A 21,182-nucleotide genomic window follows, 5' to 3' on the forward strand; every position below is an offset into this window, starting at 1 on the left:
CCCGCAAGTACCGCGCCACCGGATCCGCCGACGCCCCACCGGGCCGCAGGCGACCCCGATCCGCCCACCCTCCGCAACCCGGGGCAGCCCTACCCGCGCACGCCCCGCACCGATCCGAAAGGTGCCGTCGCCGATGAGCCCCACCGGTTCCGAGCGCGCCCGGCTGCGCGCCCTGGAGGCCCGGCTGCTGCTGCGTCCCGAGGTCGCCGACTGCGCAGTGCTGCCGGTCGAGCGCGCCGACGGCCGCCTCGGCCTGCTGGCCTACCTGGTGCCCGCCGCCGACACCGACCCCGTCGCGCTGCGCCGCCGGGCCACCGCCGCCCTGCTGGACGCCGACCCGGGCACCGAGGTGCACCTCCTGGACGGCATCGTGCGGACCGCGCTGGGCGAACCCGACCGCGCCGCCCTCGCCGCCGCGGCGGCCCGGCCGCCGGCCGGGGCCGGGCCCGCGCTCCGCCACCTGCGCGAACTCATCCCGCACTGGCGGCCGTTCGGCGCCGCCGGCACGGCCGCCGGTGCAACCCCGAGCGGTTCGACGGCCGGCTCGACGGCCTCGTCCGAAGAGGCCGCGCCCGAAGAGGCCGCGCCCGAGGAGCCCGGGAGCGAGGACCCCGGGACCGAGGCGGTCGGCGCCCGGCTGCTCGCCCCGGCTCCGGACGCGCCGCGCACCCTGCCCGAGGCCCTGCTGCGCGCCGCCGAACGGCACCCGGACCGCGGCCTGCACCTGGTCCGGGCCGACGGCGGGGCGACCAGGCTGACCTACCGCCGGCTGCTGGAGCGGGCCCGGGAGACCCTCGCCCTGCTGAGCGCCGCGGGGCTGCGGGCGGGCGACCGGGTGATCCTCCAGGTCCCGGACCAGGAGGGCTACTTCACCACCCTGTGGGCCTGCCTGCTGGGCGGGGTGCAGCCGGTCACGGTCGCTCGTCCGCCCGCGTACGACCAGCCCAACCCGGTCCTGGAGAAGCTCTGGCACGCCTGGCAGACGCTGGCGGAGCCGCCGGTGCTCGCGGGCGGGCCGGCCGTGGCGGGCCTGGCCCGGCTCGGGGAGCTCTACCCGGCGCCGGGCCTGCGGGTCATCGCGGTCGACCGCCCCGCCGACGGCGCCGCCGCAGCCGTCGGCGCGGGCGCCGAGCACGCCCCGGACCCTGGCGACGTGGCGATCCTCCAGCTCTCCTCCGGCAGTACCGGCCGCTCCAAGGCGGTGCAGATCACCCACCGCGGCATCCTGGAGTACGTGGCCGGCGCGGTCGCCCAGGGCACCCTGCCCGAGGACGTCACCGTCAACTGGCTGCCGCTGGACCACGTCGCCGGGCTGCTGATGTTCCACCTGCGTGACGTGGCGCTCGCCGCCGACCAGGTGCAGGTGCCCACCGAGCTGGTGCTCGCCGACCCGCTGGTCTGGCTGGACACCCTGGAGCGCTACCGGGGCGCGCACTCCTGGTCGCCCAACTTCGGCTACCGGCTGGTCGCCGAGGCGGTGCGGGCGGCCGGCCCCGGCCGGAGCTGGGACCTCTCCTCGGTCAAGTCCCTGATCAACGCGGGGGAGCAGTGCACCGAGGCGGTGCTGGACGAGTTCCTGGCCGCCACCGGCCCGTTCGGCGTACGGGCGGAGCACGTGCTGCTCGGCTGGGGCATGGCCGAGACCTGCACCGTCATCACCTACAAGCGCTACCACGAGGACGGCGCCCGCCGGCTGGTGCGCACCGACTCGCTGACCGGCCGGCTGGAGCCCGCGGACCCGGACTCCCCGGAGCGCGGCACCGCGTTCCTCAGCATGGGGCGCCCCGCCCCCGGCGCCCGGATACGGGTGGCGGGCGAGGACGGCAGGGCCCTGCCCGAGCACCGGGTCGGCCGGCTCCAGGTCGACTCCGGCCGGGTGACGCCGGGTTACCTGAACAACCCGGCCGCCGACGGCGAGGCCTTCGTCGGCGACGGCTGGTTCGACACCGGGGACCTCGCCTTCCTGGCCGACGGTGAGGTGGTGCTCACCGGCCGGCGCAAGGAGATCATCATCGTCAACGGGGTGCACCACTTCTGCCACGAACTGGAGGACGTGGTCGCCTCGGTGGCGGGGGTGCGCTCCGGGCACGTCGCCGCCTTCGGGGTCCCGGACGAACGCACCGGCACCGAACAGCTGGTGATCGCCTATGTGCCGAACGACCCGGACGCCCCCGCAGCCCCGGTGGCCGCCGAGGTCCGCCGGGTGCTGGCCGCCCGGCGGCAGCCGGCCCCCGCCCTGGTGCTGCCGGTGCCGGCGGCCGACTTCCCGCGCACCACCAGTGGCAAGATCCAGCGCACCGCACTGCGCGGGCGCCTGCTCGACGGCGGGCTCGACGAGCACCTCGTGGCGATCGACCTGGCGGAGGCCAACGCCCGGACCGTTCCCGACTGCGTCCGTCGGATCGTCTGGGAACCCCGCCCGGCGCCGGACGCCCCTGAGGCTCCGGAGGATTCCGAGGCTCCCGCGGATTCCGAAGGTTTCGAAGATCCTGAAAGTTCCGAGCCTCCGGAGCCGACCCTGCTGCTCGGCCCGGCCGGTCCCGGGACCCTCGCCGAGGCACTGGCCGCCGCCCTGCCCGGGGCCGTCCTGGTGGAGCAGCCGCCGACCGCCGACCCCGCGCAGTGGCGGCGGGCGCTCGGCGCCGAGCGCCCCGGGCGGGTGGTCCACCTCTGGGGCGCGGACGGCGGGCCCGCCGCGTCGTCGGACGGCGTACCGCCGGACGTAGCCCTGCTCGCCCTGCTGCGGGCCCTCGCCGAGCGGCCGCCGACCGGCGAGCTGGTCACCGTCAGCGCCGGACTGCACGCCGTACTGCCCGGTGAACTCCCCGACCCGGCGGCGGCGTTGACGGCGGCACTGACCGCCGGGGCGAGAGCCGAGCAACTGGTGCCCGCCGCCCGGCACATCGACCTGCCGGCCGGTCCGCCGCCCGCCGAGCAGGCCGCCGCCCTGCTCACCCTGCTGGCCGAACCCCGGCCGGAGCCGGAGAGCGCCTGGCGCCGGGGCCGCCCGTGGGTGCCCAGGCTCGGACCGGTCGAACCCGGCACCGCCACCGACGCCACCGCCGACGAGGGCTGCTCGCTGCTCTCGCCCGGCGCCCGCTACCTGGTCACCGGCGGCCTCGGCGGGATCGCCGCCGAGCTGCTGCCCGGCCTGCTGCGCGACCACGGCTCCCGACTGCTGCTGATCGGCCGCACCGACCTGGACGCGCCCACCGCCGAGGCGGCCGAACGCCGCGCCGCGCTGCACCGGCTGTCCGGCTACGGCGGCCGGGTCGACTACCGCCGTGCCGACGTGACGGACCGCGAGCAGCTGGCCGCCGTGGTCGCCGAGGCCGAACGGGACTGGGGAGCACCGCTGGACGGCGTGCTCCACCTGGCCGGCGCCTACCGGATCGCCCTGCTCTCCGGCACCGGCCCGGACGACTGGCGGGAGGCGGTGCGTGCCAAGACGACCGGCACGGACCACCTCGTCGAGCTGGTCCGGCAGCGCCCCGGCGCCCAGTTCGTCGGCTTCTCCTCGATGGTCGGCTTCCAGGAGGCCGTCGGCTCCACCGCGTACGCCGCCGCCAACCGCTACCTGGAGAGCGCGGTCGAACGGCTGCACCGGGAGACCGGCACCCCGGCCTGGACGATCTCCTGGGGCCTGTGGAGCCGGGTCGGCATGAACCGCGCCACCGACCACGAGCAGGCCTCCGCCGCCCGGGGCATCGCCGTGCTGAGCGCCGCGCAGGGCCGCCGGCTGGCCACGCTGCTGTTGGCCGGCGCCCCGGGCCGCTGGTACGCCGGGCCGGACCCGAGCGCCCCCGCCGCGCGCCGCCACCTGCTGGCGACCGCGCCCCGGCCGGTCCCGGAGGCGCCCGCCGGCCGTACGGACGAGGACCGGCCCCCGCAGCGGGTTTCCGAGCCCGCCCCCGCCGCGGCCGCCCCTGCCGAGCCCACCCCTGCCGCCGCCTCGCCGGTCTCCACCGAGCTGCGCCGGACCGTCCTGGACGCCTTCGAGACGGTCCTCGACGCCCCGCTCGACCCGGCCCGCCCGCTGGCCGAACTCGGCATCGGTTCGCTCCAGTTGATGCGGGTGCACGGCGCGCTCAGCACGGCCCTGCCGACGCCCCCGGCGCCCACCGAACTCTTCCGGCACCCCACCGTGGACGCCCTGATCGCCCACCTGACCGAGGCCCCCGCGCCGGCCCAGGCCACCGCGACCGCCACCGCGACCGCCACCGCGACCGCCACCGCGACCGGCACCGCCCCCGGGGCCCCGGCGGGCGACGACCGCCGGATCGCCGTCGTCGGCCTGGCCCTGCGCTTCCCCGGCGCCGACACCCCCGAGCAGTACTGGCGCAACATCGTCGACGGCGTCCGCAGCACCACCCGGTTCACCGAGGAGGAGCTGGCGGCGGCCGGACTGCGCCCCGAGGAGTACCGGCACCCCGACTTCGTCCCGGTGACCGGGGCACTGCCCGACACCGACCGCTTCGACGCCGAGGCCTTCGGCATCAGCGGCACCGAGGCCGCCCTGATGGACCCCCAGCAGCGCCTGCTGCTGGAGATCTGTCGCCAGGCCCTGGAGGACGGCGGCTACGACGCCCCCGACCCGCACCGCCGGGTCGGCGTCTTCGCCGGCACCGGGATGACCCTGTACGCGCTGCGCACCTACTACCAGCACACCCTGGCCGGCACGGCCGACCCGGCCCAGCCGGTGTCCGCGCTGCAGACCGCGATCGGCAACCAGGCCGACTTCGCCGCCACCCGGGTCGCCTACCGGCTGGGCCTGACCGGCCCGGCGATCGGCGTGCAGACCGCCTGCTCCACCTCGCTGGTCGCGGTGCACCTGGCGGCCCAGTCGCTGCTCGCCGGTGACTGCGACCTGGCCCTGGCCGGAGCCGCCGCCCTGCACATCCCGCAGGCCGCCGGATACCGCTACGAGGAGGGGTCGATCCTCTCGCCCGACGGCGAGTGCCGGGCCTTCGACGCGGCGGCCGCCGGCACCGTCGGCGGCAACGGGGTCGCGGCCGTCCTGCTCAAGCGCCTGGACCGGGCACTGGCGGACGGCGACACCGTGCACGGCGTGATCCTCGCCTCCGCCGTCAACAACGACGGCGGGCTCAAGGTCGGCTACACCGCGCCCAGCGTGGACGGGCAGGCGGCCGTGATCGGCCGGGCCCTCGACCTGGCCGGGGTGCCGGCCGAGAGCGTCGGCTACGTCGAGGCGCACGGCACCGGCACCCCGCTGGGCGACCCGATCGAGTTCCGGGCCCTGGCCCAGGCGTTCCGAGCCCGGACGCGGGCCGCGGACTTCTGCTCGCTCGGCTCGGTCAAGCCCAACATCGGCCACCTGGACACCTGCGCCGGAATGGCCGGGCTGATCAAGGCCCTGCTGGTGCTGCGGCACGGCACCGTCCCGCCGCTGGTCAACTTCGACCGCCCCAACCCGGCGCTGGAGCTCGCCGGAAGCCCGTTCCGGCTCGCCGCCGAGCGCCGCGACTGGCCGGCCGGCGCCACCCCGCGCCGGGCCGGGGTCAGCGCACTGGGCGTCGGCGGCACCAATGCCCACCTGGTGCTGGAGGAGGCCCCGGCGTCGTCCGCGCCCGGTGCCGCCGACGGCCCCCGGCAGGAGGCGCCGACCGTCCTGCCGCTCTCCGCCCGTACGGAACAGGGCCTGACCGCCCTGGCCGGGCTGCTGCGCGACCGCCTGGCCGCCGGACCGGCGCCCGCCCCCGGCGACCTGCCGCTCACCCTGGGCGGCGGGCGCCGCGCCCTGCGCCACCGGCTCGCCGTCACCGGCGCCGGTCCGGCGGACCTGCTCCGCGGCCTGGAGGCCCACCTGGCGGGCCGCGGCTCGGCCACCGCACCGGTACGCCGCGAGGCCCCGCGCGGTGACGTCCGGCCGGTGCTGCTCTTCACCGGCCAGGGCGGCCAGTACCGGGGCATGGCCGCCGAACTCCACCGCGCCTTCCCGGTCTTCCGGGCCGTCCTGGAGGAGTGCGACCGGCTGCACCGCGAGGCCTGGGACGAACCGCTGCTGCCGCTGCTGCTCGACCCCGTGCCCGAGGGCGCCGCCGACGACTGGACCACCGAGGCCGCGCAGCCCGCGCTGTTCGCCCTGCAAGCGGCCCAGCTGCGGCTCTGGAAGGAGCTCGGGCTGCGCCCGGCCGCCGTCGCCGGGCACAGCGCCGGCGAGTACGCGGCCTTCCACGCGGCCGGCGCCCTCGACCTCGCCGACGGGATGTTCCTCACCGCGCTGCGCGGCCGGCTGATGCACCGGGCGACCGCTCCCGGCGCCATGGCGGCGGTGATGGCCGGTCCGCAGCGGCTCGCCGAACTCGCCGACTGGCTGCCCGGGGTGGAGCTCGCCGTGGTCAACGGCGCCGGCCAGTGCGTGCTGTCCGGCCCGCCGCGCGACATCGCGGCCGCCGAGGCCGTGCTGGCCGCCGAGGCCGTGACCACCGAACGACTCGCCACCGACCGGGCGTTCCACTCCCGGCTGCTCGACCCGGTGCTCGCACCGTTCCGCGAACAGCTCGCCCGGCTGCGGCTGCGCCCGCTGACCGTACCGCTGGTGAGCAACCTGGGCGGCGAGGTGCTGGCCCCCGGCACCGTGCCCACGCCCGACTACTTCGTCCGGCAGACGAGGGAATGCGCGCGCTTCGACCAGGTGCTCGCCGCCCTGGACGGGCAGGGCCACGAACTGTTCCTGGAGCTCGGCCCGCACCCGACGCTCACCGGCATGGGCCGTCGGGAGCTGCCGCACCGCCACTTCGTGGCCGGTGCCCGCCGCGGCGCCCCGCAGGAGCCGCAGTTCGACGCCGCGGCCGGCGCGCTGTGGTCCCACGGCGTCCCGATCGACTGGGCGCGGTTCGCCGCCGCCCGTGACTGGCCGGACGGCCCGGCCCGCCGGGTGCCCCTGCCGACCACCGTCTACCAACGCCGCCGCCACTGGTTCACCGCCCCCGACCGGCCGACGACCACCGAGGACCCCGCCATGCACCAGGCACCGCCGCCCCAGCCGACCGCCCCGGCGGCCGCCGTCCCAGCGTCCGCTGTCCCGGCCGCCGTCCCCGCCGCCGCAGCAAGCCCCGAGCAGCTCGCCGAGGAGGCGGTGCTGCGCCGGGTGCTGGAGCAGACGGCCCGCCAGCTGGGCCACGACGAGGGGGCGGTCGGCGCCGACGACCCCTTCTTCGACCTGGGCGCCGACTCGCTCGGGATGATCAACATGATCCGGGACCTGGAGCGCGCCTTCCGGGTGCGGATCTCGATGCGCGAACTGTTCGAGGCGGCGGACACCCCGGCCCGGCTGGCCGGGCTGATCGCCGACCGGCTGGAGCCCGACGTCCGGGACGGGCTGCTCCCGGCGGCCGCGCCGGAGCCGGTCGCGGTGCCCGAACCGGTCGCGGCCCCGGCGCCCCTGGCCGCAACGCCCGCCCTCCCCGTACCGGCCGCGCCCGCCGCACCCGTCGTACCCGCCGCGACCCTTCCGTCCGCGCCCGCTCCTGCCGCGCCCGTCCCGGCACTTCCGTCCGCACCCCCGGTCCCGGTCCCGCTCGCCTCCGCCCCGGTGACCGACGGCACCGGCCTGATCGAGCGCCAGCTCGCGCTGCTCGGCCAGTTCTCCGACCTGATGCGCGACCAGCTCGGCCTGCTGGCCGGGACCGGGCCGGCGCCCGCGACCGGGGCGGTACCGCCCGCGCCCCTCCCGGTGGCGGCCCCCGCCGCCCTGCCCCCGTCCGTCGCCCCGGTCGTCGTCCCGGCCGTCGAGGCCCCGCTTCCCGCCGCCGCCCCCGCGCCGGCCGCCCCGCAGGTGCACGGCCCCCGGGTGACCGTCTCCCGCGAGTCCGGCATGGCCGCCGGCGGCCTGACCGAGCAGCAGCGCGCCCACGTGGACGGGCTGGTCGCCCGCTTCACCGCCCGTACCGCCGCCTCCAAGGCGGTCACCCGCCGCCACCGCCGCACCCTCGCGGACAGCCGCGCCGTGGTGGGCTTCCGCTCCTCGACCAAGGAGATGCTCTACCCGCTCGCGGCCCGCCGGGCCCGGGGCTCCCGGCTGGAGGACCTCGACGGCAACACCTACGTCGACATCACCATGGGCTTCGGCGTCCTGCTCTTCGGCCACGACCCGGAGTTCGTCGCCGAGGCCGTCCGCGAGCACCTGGCCGGCGGGCTGCGACTGGGCCCGCGCGGCCCGGAGACCGGGGAGGCCGCCGAGCTGCTGGCCGAGCTGACCGGCACCGAGCGGGTCGCCTTCGCCAACTCCGGCACCGAGGCGAACGCCGGGGCGATCCGGCTCGCCCGCGCCTTCACCGGCCGGGACAAGATCGTCATGTTCGAGGGCTCCTACCACGGCCACTTCGACCACACCCTGGGCCGGACGGTGGGCCACGGCGCCGACCGGGAGACCGTCCCGGTGTCGAGCGGCATCCCCGGCAGCGCCGTCGCCGACCTGATCGTGCTGCGGTACGGCGATCCGCAGAGCCTCCAGGTCATCGAGGAGCTCGGCGACCGGATCGCCGCCGTACTGGTCGAGCCGGTGCAGAGCCGCCACCCGGGGCGCCAGCCGGCCGAGTTCGTCCGTTCGCTGCGCGAACTGACCGCCCGCCGCGGCATCGTGCTGCTCTTCGACCAGATGCTCACCGGCTTCCGGCCCCACCTGCGCGGCGCCGAGGGCTTCTGGGGCGTGACCCCGGACCTCTCCACCTACGGCAAGGTGCTCGGCGGCGGCTACCCGATCGGCGCGATCGCCGGGCGGGCCGACATCCTGGACGGGATCGACGGCGGCCACTGGGACTACGGGGACGACAGCTACCCGCCGAAGGACACCACCTTCTTCGGCGGCACCTACATCCAGCACCCGCTGGCGATGACCGCGGCCGGTGCCGTGCTGCGCCACCTCAAGGAGGCCGGCCCCGGCCTCCAGGAGCGGCTGAACGCCCGCACCGACGAACTGGCCGCGACCCTCAACGGGTTCTTCGAGGAGGAGGAGTTCCCGCTCCGGCTGGCCCACTTCGGCTCGCTGTTCCGGTTCGAGCCGCGGGCCGACGTGGAGCTGTTCTTCCCGGAGCTGCTGACCCGCGGGGTCTACGTCTGGGAGTGGCGCAACTTCTTCCTCTCCACCGCCCACACCGACGGCGACCTGGAGTTCGTGGTCGACGCCGTCCGGGAGTCCCTGCGCGGTCTGCGGCGCGGCGGCTTCTTCCCGGCCTCGCCCGGGGTGCGGCTCCCGGCCCCGACCCCGCGCCCGGCGGCCGACCTGCCCGAACTGCCCGCACTCACCACGGAATCCCGCACCGGTACCGGGGCCGAGCCCGTTCCGTACCACCCGGTGAGCGACCCGCAGCGCCCGGTCGATTTCAGCCTGTACTTCTTCGGCGACTACCCCCAGGACTCCCCGGAGGACGAGAAGTACCGCATCGTCCTGGAGAGCGCCCGCTTCGCCGACCGGCACGACTTCCACGCCGTCTGGCTGCCGGAGCGCCACTTCCACTCCTTCGGCGGGATCTTCCCCAACCCCTCGGTGCTGGCGGCCGCGCTGGCCCGGGAGACCAGCCGGATCCGGCTCAACGCGGGCTGCGCGGTGCTGCCGCTGCACCACCCCGTCCGGGTGGCGGAGGAGTGGTCGGTGGTGGACAACCTGTCCGGCGGCCGGGTCGGGCTGGGCTGCGCCAGCGGCTGGCACCCCAACGACTTCCTGTTCTTCCCGGAGAACTACGGCGGCCACAAGGAGCTGATGCACCGCCAGGTCGACACCGTCCGGGCGCTGTGGCGCGGCGAGCCCTACCGCGGCCGCAACGGCAACGGGGAGCCGATCGAGGTGACCCTGCACCCGCGCCCCTTGCAGGAGCAGCCGCCGATGTTCACCGCGATCGTCGGCAACCCGGACAGCTTCCGCGAGGCCGCCCGGCACGACCTCGGCGTGATCACCAACCTGATGACCCAGGACATCGCCCAACTCGCCGAGAACGTCGCCCTCTACCGGCGCACCCGGGCCGAGCACGGGCTGGACCCGGAGGCCGGCCGGGTGGTGGTGCTGGTCCATACCTACCTGGGCGCCGACCTCGCCACCGCCCGCGCGCAGGCCTACCGCCCGTTCTGCCACTACCTGCGCTCCTCGCTCTCGCTGTTCGGGCAGATGGCCAACAGCCTCGGCCTGACCCTGGACTTCGAGAACACCCGCGAGGAGGACCTCGAGTTCGTGCTGGAACGCGCCTACGAGCGCTACTGCGCCTCGCGCGCCCTGATCGGCACCCCGGAGAGCGTCGGGTCCGTGCTCGCCGAGCTGCGGGCGGCCGGCGCGGACGAGATCGCCTGCTTCGTCGACTTCGGGCTCGCCCCCGACCTGGTGGCCGCCGGCCTGCCGCAGATCGACGCGCTGCGCCGCTCCACCGAGCGGGGCGCCGCGCTGTCCTACGCGCAGCAGCGGATGTGGTTCCTGCACCGGATGCTGCCCGACGCCGCCCAGTACAACGAGGTCAAGGCCGTCGAACTGGACGGCCCGCTGGACCCGGAGGCGCTCGACACCGCGCTGCGCGCGCTGGTGGAGCGGCACGTCGGGCTGCGCACCGTCTTCCGGGAGCAGGACGGCGAACCGTTCCAGCAGGTGATCCCGGCGCCGGACGGCCCGGTGCTGGAGCGGGTCCCGGTGCACGGGCCGGCCGAGGAGGCGGTGGCCGCGCTGGTCGCCGCCGAGGGCGCCCGCCGCTTCGACCTGGCCGAGGGCCCGCTGTTCCGCGCCGGGCTGCTGGCGACCGGGCCGGACCGGCACGTCCTGGTGCTGTCCATGCACCACATCGTGATCGACACCCTGTCCACCGTGGTGATCACCCGGGAGCTGGGGGAGCTGTACCGGGCGGCCCGGGAGCAGCGGCCGCACCGGCTGCCCGCGCTCACCACCACCCCGGCCGCCGAAGCCGCCCGGGAGCGGGCCGCGGTGGCCGCCGGGGCCTACGAGGAGAGCCTCGACCACTGGCGCAAGGTGCTGGGCGGCGAGCTGCCGGTGCTGACCCTGCCCACCGACCGGCCCCGCCCCGCCGTACCGGACGGTCGCGGCCGTTCGTACGTCCGCCACCTTCCCGCCGAACTCTCCTCGGGCATCCGGGAGTTGGCCCGCGAGCGGCGCTCGACCCTGTTCATGGTGCTGCTCACCGCCTTCGCCGGGGTGCTCCAGCGCTACAGCGGCCAGGACGAGGTGGTGCTGGGCACTCCGCTGGCCAACCGGGCGGACGGCACCGAGGACCTGGTCGGCTTCTTCGTCAACACCCTGGCGCTGCGGCTGGACCTCACCGGCGAGCCGGACTTCGCCGAGGCGCTGGACCGGGTCCGCTCCACCGCGCTGGACGGCTACGAGCACCAGCAGCTGCCCTTCGAGGTCCTCGTCCAGGAACTGAACCCGCAGCGGGACACCAGCCGCAACCCGCTCTTCCAGGTCATGGTCGAGTTCGAGAACCACGCGGTCTTCGAGCTGGACCTGCCCGGGGTGACGGCCCGCCCGCTGGACCACGTGGTCGACCGCTCCGCCTTCGACCTGGCGCTCTTCCTCACCAACCTCCCCGACGGCATCCGCTGCCACGTGGAGTACGCCGAGACCCTGTTCGACCGGGCCACGGTGGACCGGCTGTTCGACGCCTTCGAGCGGCTGCTGGCCGCCGCCGTCGCCGACCCGGCGCGACCGCTCACCGAGCTGACGGCGGCCCCCGCCGACCCCGCCCTGGAGTGCGGACCGGAGGCGGCGCCGGCGCCCGCGCACCCGCTGGCCCGGGTGGCGGCCACGGTGGCCGACCGGCCGGAGGCCGTCGCGGTGGTCGCCGCCGACGGCACCGAGACCGACTACCGGACGCTGCACGCCAGGGCCGAGGGCCTGGCCCGCCGGCTGCTCGCCGCCGGGGTGCGGGAGGGCGACCGGGTGGCCGTGCTGCTGCCGCGCTCGGCGGACCAGGTGGCCGCGCTGCTGGCCGTGCTGCGGCTGGGCGCCGTCCTGGTGCCGATCGACCCGGTGCAGGGCGCGGAGCGCTGCCGGCTGATCGCCGCGGACAGTGCCCCGACCGTGCTGCTCACCGCCCGGGGCACCGACCTGATGGGCATCTCGCTGCCGACCGTCAACACGGACGCGGACACCGACACCGGGCCCGCGGGCGGGGCGGAACTGCCGCCGCTGCCCGTCCCGTCGGCGCAGGCCGCCGCCTACCTGCTGTACACCTCCGGCTCCACCGGCCGCCCCAAGGGCGTGCTGATGCACACCCTCGGCCTGGCCTCGCTGATCGACTGGAACGTCGCCGAGCACCCGGCCGCCCGCACCCTGCAGTACGCCTCCTGCGGGTTCGACGTCAGCGTCCAGGAGATGCTGACCACACTGGCCGGCGGCGGCACCCTGCTGCTGATCGAGGAGGAGACCCGCTACGACATCACCGCGCTGGCCGCCGTGGTCCGCGCCACCCGGGCCGAGCGGCTGCACCTGCCGTACACCCCGCTGGCCGCGCTGGTCGCGGCGCTCGGCGACGAACCGGCGCCCCACCTGCGCGAACTGATCCAGGGCGGCGAGCAGTTGCTGCTCACCCCCGCCCTGCGGGCGTTCCTGGCCCGCAACCCCGGCTGCCGGCTGCTGAACCACTACGGCCCCACCGAGACCCACGGGGTCACGGCCGGCGAGGCCACCCCGGACGGACCGGACCACGCCTCGATCGGCCGCCCGGTGCCGGGAACCCGGATCGTGCTGCTGGACGCCGCCGGACGCCCCGTCCCGGCCGGGGCCGTCGGCGAGATCCACGTGCTCGGCGTCCAGGTCGGGCTCGGCTACCCCGGCCGGGCGCAGGAGAGCGCCGCCGTCTTCACCGACACCCCGGAGGGCCGCCGCTACCGCACCGGCGACCTCGGCCGCTGGCGGCCGGACGGCACCCTGGAGTACCTCGGCCGGGCCGACCGCCAGGTCAAGGTACGCGGCTACCGGATCGAACCGGGCGAGGTCGAGACCGTGCTGCGGACCGTGCCGGGCGTGCGCGGCGCCGCCGTGACGGGACGCCGGACGGCGACGGGCACCGCGCTGGCCGGGTACGTCCAGTGCGCGGCCGCCGACCTGCCCCGGGTGCGCGACCGGCTGGCCGACCTGCTGCCCGAGCACATGGTGCCGGGGCTCTGGGCCGCGGTCGCCGAACTGCCGTTCAGCGTCAACGGCAAGCTCGACACCACCGCCCTGCCGGAGCCGCTGCCGCTGGGCGCCGGACTGGCCGCCGTCGCCCCGGCCACCGAACTGGAGCGCACCGTGCAACGGCTGTGGGAGGAGGAACTCGGCCGCCCCACAGGCGTGGAGACCTCCTTCTTCGACCTCGGCGGCCACTCGCTGGCCGCCACCCGGCTGCTGAACCGGGTCCGCGAGGCCACCGGGCTGCGGATCGGCGTGCTGGAGTTCTTCCGCCGCCCCACCATCCGGGCGATGGCCGCCCACCGCCCGGCCGTCCAGGACCGCCCGGCCCCGGCCTACGAGGAGGGCGAGCTGTGACCGCCCCCGCCCCCGTGTCCACCGCCGACCAGGGCTGGGACCGCCTGGTCCGGCTGCTCGACGAGCGCGGGATCGTGCTGCGCACCACCGGCGAGCGGCTCGGCTACCTCGCCCCGGCCGGCGCGCTGGACGAGGAGGCCGCCGGGCTCGTCCGGGCGCACCGGGACCGGCTGCTGGCCGTCCTGACCGGCTCCGGCGCGGCGCTCGCCGCCGCGCCGGCCGGGCTGGCCCAGCGCCGGCTGTACGGGATGCACGGCCGCTCCGCCGACCCGGCGGTGTGGAACATCACCCAGCGCATCACCCTGCGCGGCCCGCTCGACCCCGAGCGGCTGGCCGCCGCCCTCACGGCGCTGAGCGAGCGCCACGAGAGCCTGCGGACCGGCTACCGGCACACCGACCTGGGCCTGCTCCAGCAGGTGCGGCCGAACACCCCGGTGGAGCTGCCGGTCGAGGACCTGCGCACGCTCGACCCGGCCGCCCGGGACGCGGCGCTCGCCGGGGCCACCCGGGCCGAGGGCGCCCTGCCGTTCGACCTGGACGGCGACCGACTGCTGCGCGCCCGGCTGCTGCGCACGGCCGAGGACGTCGCGGTGCTGCTGCTGTCGCTCCACCACATCGTGGTCGACGGCTGGTCCCTGGCCACCCTGCTGGCCGACCTGGGCGCGCTGTACCGCGGGGACGGCGCCGCGCTGCCGGACCCCGGCCGGATGACCGACCACGCCTGCTGGGAGCGGACCGTGGTCACCCCGGCCGCCGTCACCGAGGCCCTCGACCACTGGGCCCACGTCCTGGGGGACACCCCGCCGGCGGTGGACCTGCCCACCGACCGGCCGCGCCCCGAGCAGCGCTCCGGGCGCGGCGGCACCCTCGCCTTCCGCGTCCCGGCCGGGTCGGCCGAGGCGGTGCGCCGCTGCGCCGCCGGGCGCTCCACCACCGCCTCGGCGGTGCTGCTCGCCGCCTACGCCCGGCTGCTCGGCGAGCTGACCGGGGCGGCGGAGACCCTGGTGGTGCTCTCGTACGCCAACCGCACCCGGCCGGTGGACGAGCAGGTCGTCGGCCTGCTCACCACCGGCCTGCCGATCCGGCTGCCCACCCGCCCGCCCGGCGGGTTCGGGGCCTCGGTGGACACGGCGGCCAGGGCGGTGGCCACCGCCCTGGACCACGCCACGGTGCCCTTCGGCCAGCTGGTCGAGCCGCTGCGCGAGCGCGGCGTCCGGCTGCCGGCCGGGTACCCGCAGGTCCTGCTCGCGGTGCAGAGCACCCCGGCGATCGCCCTCGACCTCCCCGGCCTGGCCGTCGAGGTCGAGGACGTGCCGGGCCCCTCCACCCGCGCCGACCTCTCCGTGCTCCTCACCCCGGACGCGGACGGCTACGCGGGCCTGGCCGAGTACGACGCCGACCTGTTCGACGCGGGGACGGTCCGGTCCTGGCTGGAACGGATGGTGGCGGACCTGGCCCGGGAGCTGACGGACTGACCGTTCCGGCCGCCCGCCCGGCGTGCGGAACCGGCCCGCGCCCCCCGGCAATCCGGCCGGAACTCCGGAAGATCGGACCAACTCTCGTTCTGTACACGTAAGATGACGCAGAGTTGGGTCCGGTCCGTTCGGAGCGGGCCGGGCAGGACCTGTCGGAGAGGGCCGTGCGAGAGATGCGCTTCACCGTCCTGGGGCCGCTGCGGGCCTGGTCCGCCGACCGGGAGCTGCGGATCAACCGGGCCAGGGACCGGGCGGTGCTCGCGGTGCTCCTCGCCGCCCAGGGCCGGACCGTCCCGGTGGGCGAGATCGTCGACGGGGTGTGGGGCGAGGAGGCGGACGGCGCGCCGGACCGGCCCGCCGCCCTGCCCGGCCACGTCTACCGGCTCCGCAAGGTGCTGGACGGCGCGGCGCCGGACCGGACCGGCCCGAGCGTGCTGCGGCACCAGGGCAAGGGCTACCGGCTGGACGTCGACCCGGGCGCCGTCGACCGGACGGCCTTCCTGGCCGGGCTCGCCGACGCCGCCACCGCCCGCCGCAACTGGCAACCCGAACGCGCCCGCACCCTGCTCTCCGGCGCACTCGCGCTCTGGTCCGGCCCGGCCCTGGACGACGTGCCGGGGCCGTTCGCGGCCCACGAACGCCGCCTGCTGGCGGGCCGCCGGGAGGAGGCACTGCGGCACTGCCGGGAGCTCGACCTGGAGCTCTCCGGCCACCCGGCGCCGACGCCGACGCCGACGCCACCCACCCGGGCGGTTCGACGGCCCTTCCAACTGCCCCCCGATCTGCCCGACTTCACCGGACGCCGGGCCCAACTGGCCGCCGTCGCGGCGCTGCTGGCCGGTCCGGCCGGCCGCACGGCGCCGCTGGCCACCGTGACCGGCCCGCGCGGCGCGGGCAAGAGCGCCCTGGCGGTGCACGCCGCCCACCTGGCCGCCACCGGCTACCCCGACGGCCAGCTGTACGCGGACCTGCACACCACGGGCCCCGACGCCGTGTCCGACACCCTGGCGGCGTTCGTCCGTGCGCTGGGCGTCGAGGACGGGGCCGTACCGCCGGGTCCGGCCGAGCGCCGGGACCTGTTCCACCGGCTGCTGGCCGGACGGCGCCTGCTGGTCGTGCTCGACGGCGCCGCCGCCGTGGCAGCCGTCCGCCCCCTGCTGCCCACGGCGCCGGGCTGCGCCGCCCTCGTCACGCTCGACGGCCCAGGCGGCCCAGGCGGCCCGGGCGGTTCGGACGGCCCGGGCGGTTCGGCCGGGGCGGCCGGGATCGAGGGCGGCGGACACCCCGTCGGTCTCGGCCGGCTCAGCCCACCGGAGGCACTGCTCCTGCTCGGCCGGATCCTCGGCCCGGAGCGGCCGGCCCGCGAGCCGGAGGCCGCCCGGGCCCTGGCGGCCGCCTGCGACCACCTGCCGGGCCCGCTGCGCCGCGCGGCCGACCGGCTGGTCCGCCGCCCGGCCTGGCCGATCTCCGCTCTGCTGCCCCGGCCCGAGGACCCCCGGGCCGAACCGGTCGCGCCGGTCACGGCCTCGGTCACGGCCGTGGGCTGCGGGTCGGGCGGTGGCCGATGAGCCGCCGCGAACCCACCGAGTGCGCGGACGCGCCGGACGGGGTGTGGGCCCACCCCGGGGCCCCGGCAGGCGGCGCGGCCGGACCGCGCTTCGCCCTGCTGGGCCCGCCGGCCGGCTGGTACGACGGACAGCCGCTCGACCTGGGCCGCCGCCAGCAGCGGGCGTTCCTGGCGATGCTGCTGGCCCGCCCCGGCCGGGTGCTGACGGCCGCCGCGCTCGCCGACGGGGTCTTCGAGGAGGGGGCCCTCCCGAACCGCCCCGCCGCCGTACTGGCCACCCACGCCTACCGGCTGCGCAAGGAACTGCGCGGGCACGCCGCCGGGCACCTGCTGGTCACGGTCGACGACGGCTACCGGTTCGACGTGCCGGCCCGGGCCGTCGACCTCGGGGTGTTCGACCTCCTGGTCGGGCAGGCCGACCGGGCGCTGGCCGCCGGCCGGCCGCCGCAGGCCCGCGACCTGCTGGCCCGGGCGCTCGCCCTGCACCGGGGCGAGCCGCTGGCCGGTCTGCCGGGGCGGCACGCGGCCGAGATGCGCGAACACCTGACCCTGCGCCGGATCGCGGCACTGGAGACCAAGCTCGGCCTCGACGTGGAACTCGGGGACAGCCCGTCCTGCCTCGTCGACCTCGGCCGGGCGGTCTTCGCCCATCCGTTCCAGGAGCGCTTCCGGGCCCTGCTGGTGCTGGGGCTGCACCGGGCGGGTCGGCCCGACGAGGCCCGGGCCGTGCACGCCGAAGCCCGGCGCTTCTACCACGACCAGGGTCTGGACTGCGCCGAGCTGGACGCCGTACTGGACCGGATCCGCCGTACCGCACCGGCCTCGGCGCCGGCGGGCCCGAGCGGCCCGGCCCACCGCCCGAGCGCCGTACCGGCCCAGTCCCCGACCCCGGCCCAGTCCCCGCCTCCGCCTCCGTCCCTGCTCCCGGCGCCCCGGCACCTGCCCTTCGGCATCGCGGACTTCACCGGTCGGCAGAGCGCGGTGGCGAGGCTGACCGCCCTGCTCGCCCCACCGGACCCGACCGCCGTGGCCGTCGTGGCGGTCAACGGCCTCGGCGGGGTCGGCAAGAGCACGCTGGCCCTGCACGTCGCGCACGCCCTGCGCGACCGCTTCCCCGACGGTCAGCTCCGGCTGGACCTGCGCGGCACCCTGAGCGACCCGCTCGACCCGGCCGAGGCGCTCGCCGACCTGCTCACCGCCCTCGGCGTGCCGGACCGTGCGGTGCCCACCGACCCCGCCGAACGCGCCGCGCTCTACCGCACCACGCTGGCCGGACGCCGGGTGCTGCTGCTGCTCGACAACGCCGCCGACGCCGCCCAGGTGCTCCCGCTGCTGCCGGGCACCCGGAACTGCGCGGTGCTGCTCACCAGCCGCCACTGGCTGGGCCCCCTGCCCGGCGCCCACCACCTCCACCTGGACGCCATGCCGCCGTCCGAGGCGGTCGACCTGCTCGCCGCCGTCGCCGGACGGGCCCGGATCGCGGCCGAGCCCCGGGCGGCCACCGCGATCGTCGCGGCCTGCGGCCTGCTGCCGCTGGCGGTACGGGTGGCCGGCTCTCGGCTGGCCGCCGACCCGGGGCAGCCGCTCGCGGCGCTCGCCGCGAGCCTGGCCGACGAAGGCACCCGGCTCGCCGAACTTGCCTTCGACCACAGTGCGGTGGAACCCGTGCTGGCCCTCTCCTACGCCCGGCTCGGCGCCGCCCAGGCCCGCGCCCTGCGGCTGGTCGCGCTGCCGGACACGCCCGAACTCCCGCTCGCCGCCGCCGGCGCCCTGCTCGACCGCGCCCCCGAGGAGACCCGGGAACTGCTGGAGACGCTGGTCGACCTCAACCTGCTCCAGTCGCCCGCCGCCGACCGCTACGGGCTCCACGACCTGGTGCGGGCGTTCGCCCGCGGCCGGAGCGAGCGGCAGGACGCCCCGGAGGCGCTCACCGCCGCCTTCGCCCGGCTGCTCGACTTCTGCCTCGCCAGCGCCCGCAACGGTGAAGGGAGCGCCCGCCACGTCGACCGGGCCGGGAAGCAGCTGACCGGGGCCACGACGACCGTGCCGGGGCTGACCTTCCGCGGCGTCGACGAGGCCAACGTCTGGATGCTGGCCCAGAGCGCCCTGCACCACGCGGTGATCCACCGGGTCTGCCGGGACCCCGACCTGCCGGCGGCCCGGGCCGCCGACCTGCTGGACACCATGGGATCCTCCCTCTTCGGCCGGGGGTACGCCGGGTCGGTGGCCGAGCTCGCCGGCCGGCTCGCCGACACGGCCCGGGGCCGCGGCGAGCACGCGGCCGAGGCACTGGCCCGCTCGGTGCGCGCGAGCATGCTCTGGCACACCGGCCGCTTCCCCGAGGCGCGCGCCGAACTCGAGCGCGCCCTGCCGCTCTGCCGGGCCCGCGAGCTGCGCCCACTGCGGGCGAGGGCCCTGCACCTCCTCGGCTCCACCGCGCGATTGGAGCGGCGCTACGAGGACGCCATCGTCGCGCTGCGCCGCGCCGTCGCACTCTTCCACGAGCTCGGGGACGAGGGCGCCGAAGGCCTGGCCCTCGGCGAACTCGCCGTCAACCAGGCGCAGACCGGCCGGTTCTCCCAGGCCCGGGCCACCGCCACCCGGGGCGCCGAGCTCACCGGGCGGCACAGCTGCTGCGCGGAGGCCCTCAGCCACTTCTACCTCGCCCGGGTGCTGCACCTCGGTGGCGACCTCGGACCCGCCCTCGTCGAGGCCGAGCACGCCCGCGGGCGGATGCGCCGCTTCGGCCAGACCGACTACCACGTCGCCGCGAGCGTGCTGATCGCCCGGGTCCACCTGGCGGCCGGGCGGGCCGGGGCCGCCGTCCGGGCGGCGCAGGAGACGCTCCCGCTGGCCCGGCAGGCCTCGGGCACCCTGGAGGGGCACGCGCTCGGGATCCTCGGCGAGGCGTTCGCCGCGCTGCGCCGCACCGACCGGGCCAGGAGCTGCCTGAGCGAGGCACTGGGACGGTTCCGGCAACTGGGCCACCTCCGGGACGCGGCCGACATCGAACGGACGCTGCACGGCCTCGCCTGACGGACTCGCGCACGCGTCCGACGCGCTTGCTCATCAAACGTCCATCGCCGTACCCGAACCTTCTGTTGCGCCCGGTCACCGGACCGGGCCGCTACTGAGAGGCAGGACCGTCATGTTCGGCAACGGAGTCAGGAAGACGGCGATCGCCCTGGTCGGCACGGCGTTGGCCGCCGGCCTCGCGCTGGCGGGCACCGGGACCGCCGCGGCGTCCAGCGGTGGCGGCTGCGGCGGCCCCGACTGGGAACAGGCGTGTGTGAGCGCGGGGAACGGCCAGGTCACGGCGACGGCCAACACCAACTTCGGCAACGGCAACTGCACCGAGGAGGTGATCCTCTGGGACTACACCACCGGCGGCAGGGCGCTGGACACCAGCTTCGGCTGCCACACCGGCCCGTACAGCTTCAGCTACACCCTGAGCAACCCGAGTCCGGGCCACGACTACAAGGCCGAGGTGCGCCTCTACTGGAACGGCGGCTCCAACTACGACTACCAGCTCAGCCCGGACCTGTTCTACTGACCGGCGCCGTGTGACGGGGTCACCGGCCCGGGTCCGCCCCGGGCCGGTCACCCCGTCACCGGGCGGGCGTTCAGCCGTTCGCGCGGATCGTCGCGCGGATCCACTCCGCGTAGGCGGGCGCGCTGCTGTAGAGGCCAGGGCCGGCGGAGCACGGCACGTGCCCGCCGACGCCGGGGCCGGAGGTGACGCCGACGAGCTCCCAGCGCCCGCCCCGGCCGCGCTGGAGCTGCGGCCCGCCGGAGTCGCCGAAGCAGGCCATCGCCCGGGGGACCAGGCTGACGGTGCACAGCCGGGTGGGGCCCGCGTAGCCCGGGTCGCACTCGGCCTCGCCCGCCCGGCGGGTCTCCAACTGCTGGAGGCGGTCGGGGAAGCGCAGGCCGCCGAGGTCGCCGGTGTCGACGACGGTGCCGAAGCCGAGCAGCCGGGTCGGGGTGCCGGGGTCGCCGGGCCGCCCGGCGATCGGGATCGGCCGTTCCATGACGGGGCGGTCCAGCCGGATCAGCGCGACGTCGTTCTGGTTGGGTCCGGCGTTGCCTCCCTGCCGGTACCCGGGGTGGGTGACCGTGCCGGCGATCGCGCGGACGGTGCCGCCGGACCTGCGCTCCGCGCTGCCGATGCGCGCGGTGCCCGCAGGCTTCACCAGGTTCGGGTCGACGCAGTGGGCGGCCGTCAGTACCCACTGGCGGTCGATCAGTGAGGCGCCGCAGACCCCGTCGTCCAGGCCCGGTGCCGACACCGGGACGGAGGCCATGAACGGGTAGCGCTGCGGGGCGGCCGTCCCGTTGACGATCGCCCCGGCACTGCCGGCCGTCGCGACCGCGCAGCCGAGGGCGACCGCGGCCACGGTCGCGGCGCGGGCCGTACGACGCTTGCTGGACTTCCCGTTGAACATCGGGGCTCTCCTCGGAGGTAGGACTTCCGTCTGCCCCCTCAGCCTCCCCTTTCCAAGATCCACTGGACCATCCGGACACCAGGTGTACGAACGGTGGGGATTGCCCCCGTACGGCGCCGGGGTGCGGCGTGACCCGTCCGGCGCAGCGTGGCGCGCGGGGCGGGCGGCGGACTGCGATCTTCGGAGGGACCCGGCGGTGCACGACTGCCGGG

The 21,182-nt window shown here is 76.9% G+C and carries 6 protein-coding genes; 5 read left to right on the top strand and 1 reads right to left on the bottom strand.

Annotation, left to right across the window (positions count from 1 at the left end; translation table 11 throughout):
• Window positions 1–133 precede the first annotated feature (133 nt).
• From ACFXOZ_RS20750 to ACFXOZ_RS20770, 5 genes are all read left to right on the top strand, one after another.
• A complete protein-coding gene (locus ACFXOZ_RS20750) occupies window positions 134–13,483 on the top strand; it encodes a MupA/Atu3671 family FMN-dependent luciferase-like monooxygenase (protein WP_380591887.1) in 13,350 nt (4,449 codons plus the stop codon).
• On the top strand, window positions 13,480–14,958 hold the full coding sequence (locus ACFXOZ_RS20755; protein ID WP_380591889.1) for a condensation domain-containing protein: 1,479 nt from the start codon (window positions 13,480–13,482) through the stop codon (window positions 14,956–14,958). Before ACFXOZ_RS20750 ends, ACFXOZ_RS20755 begins: the two co-directional genes overlap by 4 nt.
• A 173-nt stretch (window positions 14,959–15,131) precedes the next feature.
• Window positions 15,132–16,526 (top strand): BTAD domain-containing putative transcriptional regulator, encoded by a 1,395-nt coding sequence (locus ACFXOZ_RS20760; protein WP_380591935.1) that lies wholly within the window; start codon window positions 15,132–15,134, stop codon window positions 16,524–16,526.
• A complete protein-coding gene (locus tag ACFXOZ_RS20765) occupies window positions 16,523–19,561 on the top strand; it encodes a BTAD domain-containing putative transcriptional regulator (protein WP_380591891.1) in 3,039 nt (1,012 codons plus the stop codon). The genes ACFXOZ_RS20760 and ACFXOZ_RS20765 overlap by 4 nt, the downstream gene beginning before the upstream one ends.
• Window positions 19,562–19,673: 112 nt before the next feature.
• Entirely contained in the window at window positions 19,674–20,078 is a 405-nt protein-coding gene (locus tag ACFXOZ_RS20770; protein WP_380530473.1) for a hypothetical protein, read from the top strand.
• A gap of 70 nt (window positions 20,079–20,148) precedes the next feature.
• On the opposite strand, the gene ACFXOZ_RS20775 is transcribed toward ACFXOZ_RS20770, so the two are convergent.
• On the bottom strand, window positions 20,149–20,970 hold the full coding sequence (locus ACFXOZ_RS20775; RefSeq protein ID WP_380591893.1) for a S1 family peptidase: 822 nt from the start codon (window positions 20,968–20,970) through the stop codon (window positions 20,149–20,151).
• Window positions 20,971–21,182 lie beyond the last annotated feature (212 nt).

Source organism: Kitasatospora sp. NPDC059160 (assembly GCF_042755465.1).
In the GTDB taxonomy this organism is placed as follows: Bacteria; Actinomycetota; Actinomycetes; order Streptomycetales; family Streptomycetaceae; genus Kitasatospora.